The organism is Bartonella sp. AP36NXGY, from assembly GCF_042195865.1.
Lineage (GTDB): Bacteria > Pseudomonadota > Alphaproteobacteria > Rhizobiales > Rhizobiaceae > Bartonella.
Map to the genome: position 1 here is coordinate 1 of NZ_JBHIPD010000057.1, position 3,290 is coordinate 3,290.

General features: G+C 45.9%; 2 protein-coding genes. Both read right to left on the reverse strand.

What is annotated here, in order from left to right; translation table 11 throughout:
• On the reverse strand, positions 1-1,640 hold a 1,640-nt coding region (locus tag ACFINX_RS09515), incomplete at its 3' end, for a filamentous hemagglutinin N-terminal domain-containing protein (RefSeq protein ID WP_375668746.1).
• A gap of 25 nt (positions 1,641-1,665) precedes the next feature.
• On the reverse strand, positions 1,666-3,290 hold a 1,625-nt coding region (locus ACFINX_RS09520; protein ID WP_375668747.1), incomplete at its 5' end, for a ShlB/FhaC/HecB family hemolysin secretion/activation protein.

A 3,290-nucleotide genomic window follows, 5' to 3' on the forward strand; every position in this document is an offset into this window, starting at 1 on the left:
CCTGCATCAAGGCTGCCAACCTTTAAAACAGCTTCTTCACCCGTCATCAGCGAAGAAAAGTCAACCGCCCCACCCTCAATATTTGCCTTGCCATAGGCTAAAAGTTGCCCAAAATGAACGGGAGCATTTGTTGCTGGTTGTGCTTGAATGGCAACATTTTGATGCGACAGAATTGTTTGAGAAACAGATAGCCCGTTATGAAAAACCAGGGTGATATCTCCTGCTCCATAAACACTTTCAGCAACAATCGCACCTTGACTGCTCTGGAGATCAACATCCCCTTGGGTGCCAAGAACAACAACACCAGCAGCACCCGTTGCCGCCAGATCAACCCCACCGGCTAAAAAATGAGCTTGTATATCACCACCGGCATGCGCCTTGAGATTCCCTTGCGCTAAAACAATCCCCTCAAGCTTCAAGTCTCCGCCCGATTCAAGAGCCATATCAGCGCCTGCCCCTAGCCCTGAAACTTGAAGTGTCTGGCGCGAAGAAAGCTCCATATTGCCCCCAGAGGTTGCCTTACCGGCAATCGATAAAAGCCCATCCTGCGCCTCTATCTTCAAATGACCATCAGCACCAACCGTTTCTAACGTCACATCCTTATGGGCGGCAATATCAATATGCTTTTTCGAGGTGATGTGTTTTGCCAATACGCTCTGGCTTTTCGATTTGAGGACAACACCCCCATGACCAAAAACATTCTTCAACGAGATTTTCCCGTCAGCAGAAAGATGCAACTGCCCCGCATTGGCTGCCATATCATGGCGCATGCGAACCCCAACACCTTTTTCTGTTGCCACAAGTTTTATTCTGTCCGCCTGTAGAGCCCCCAAAGCAGAACCATCTATCGCATATTCCGGTTTACCGGTAATATCGGTCAGTTCTTTCATTTCCCGTGAAGCATAATCAAAGTGACCTGTCCCTGCTGTCACACCAATTTCTCTGCCCGCAACAGCTCCTTCAAAATGCACTGTGCGTGAGACAATATCGACAATATCAACCGCCCCCTTGCCAGAGAAAAAATTGGCTCCCTTAGCGCCAAAGGTAATATCCCCACCTCGCACCTCAAAGCCTTTCAAAAAACCGCTCGCATCAATTTCGGGTACACCTGTGGTTAAGGTCGCATGGGGCGTATTGATAAAGCCACAACCATCACAGCTTATCCCATTGGGATTGGCTATAATCACATCGGCGGGGCTCCCAAAAACCTCTCCTGGACCATGAAGCGCACTGCGCTTGCTGCTGGTCACTTCATTTAAAATCACTTTCGCCGAACCCGTGAGGCGCAAATGCGGATTGCCCGGCATAATGCCCCCCAACTGCGATTGCCCTACTTCTTGCGCATGATTGTTCCAAATCACACCCGGATTTCCAATATTAAAATCGTTATATTTATTGTGCGATAAGCCCTTGCCATTGGGGGTAACAATATCAATCGAGGGAACCCCATTGGGCGCTGCCACTATATCTGGACGATGGGCGGCATTCGCGTTAGGATCCACAGTAATTTGCGCCTGTAACGCTGAAGGTGCGAATAAACAAGAAAAACCAAGTCCCCCAAATAAAACCTTTTTGAGCATCGTACTGGAGACTAAAACACCTAATAAAGCTGCTCTTTCTGCTCTCTTCTCATATCTCATACGTTAACTCCCCAATAAAAAATGCTTAAAGTTCCATTGTTAATGTCATAAAAAATGTTCCTGATTTTTTGTGCTTAACTGTGCTCCAAAAAATACTGGAATAACTGGCATCAAGAGAGACCATGCCTCCCGCAAGCTTGACACCGGCTGTCCAACCGGCAAGCTGATCACTCTTAATCCCATACAAGGGTTGTGCAAAAACACGCCCATAATCCAAACCAACATAAGGGCGAAGTTCTCCAAAAACCTTTTTGAAGGTCGCGTGATTGCTCCACGGAATGGTGCGTAGCAACAAATCATTCCGGCTAAAAAAACCGTTATTGCCAAAAAGCAAACTCTCACGCGTGCCACGAACATTGGAAGCGCCCCCCAACGAAATCTGTTCAGCTCCCAATAAATTATGCGGTGAATATTGACCACTCAAAAGATTGCTCAGTATAAAGTCCAAGCTCCCTACCTTAAAAGGCGTCATGACACTAAGCGTACCAGTAAATTTGGCAAATTGTGGCTCCGCATCCCCTGCTCCTGGCGCATGTTTCTTTACTGAATGAAACAAGGGAAGACCTTGCAAATAACTCACATCAAAGGTCCAAGTCCCCCCCAACATCTGGCGCGAATGCGAAATGCCAAAATTGGCGACGCTATATTGACGGCTGCCCACTTCAATCTTATTGCCAAGAAGGTAATTGTTGGTTCTTTTATAAGAAAGCCCCAAATTCAAGGTTGTAAGGGAAACACTATCACGGTAAAGAACCCTGCTTGTACTGGCGTGCAACTCACTGGAATCCCCCGTCGTCTCAATATCGGTAAAATTGCCAGGGATTATGCTTTGGTAATTATAAACAGTGCCATTCAATCCAAAGGTCCAATAACCATATGGAATACTCACACTCGCTGAAATGTTATTGCTATGTCCTTCTTGCTTGCTCCCACCCCAATAATCGGGCTCACTGCGTTGATAGTTAAAATCCCACGCATCATTCATCCCTAAAATATTTTCTACCCTCAAGCCCGCACTATAACGCGCATAACCCGTGGAGGCTTGTCCCATATTGTCATGAGAAACAGTAACCTTGAACATTTTATCGGGATGATTGTTAATATTGACAATGGTGCTGCCTTCTTCACGCCCTGGAAGAAGTTCGCTTTGAGCGTGCGCTGAACTCAAACGGTTGATCTGATCAAGCCCCTGTTCAATATCGCGCATGTTCAGAACATGACCTTGAAGCCCAGGAAAAGCACTCCACACAACATTGTTATAACGAGATGCCGGTGAACCATTATAGTAAATCTCTGAAAGCTTGCCCTCAACGACAACAAATTTGAGCGTCTTGCTGTTTTTGATATCTTGATCAGGAATGTAAAAACGCGCCGTTACATAGCCTTGATCCAAATAAACTTTGGTTAACTTCTTGATTAAGAGCTGAATATCAACAAGACCAATACATCTTCCAATATAAGGCTCTGTTACGGCTGATATAGAGCGCTTTTTGACATGATGCACTCCCTCAACAACAACAGCATGAATGGGAAAACATTGCTTCCCACCCAAAAGCGTTTCTGGATTTTGCTCTGAAGGCGTCTTGATCCTTTTAGGCGTTAAAGACCGTAATTTCTCAATTCTTTCTAATTGCTGCTTTTCTGAATACC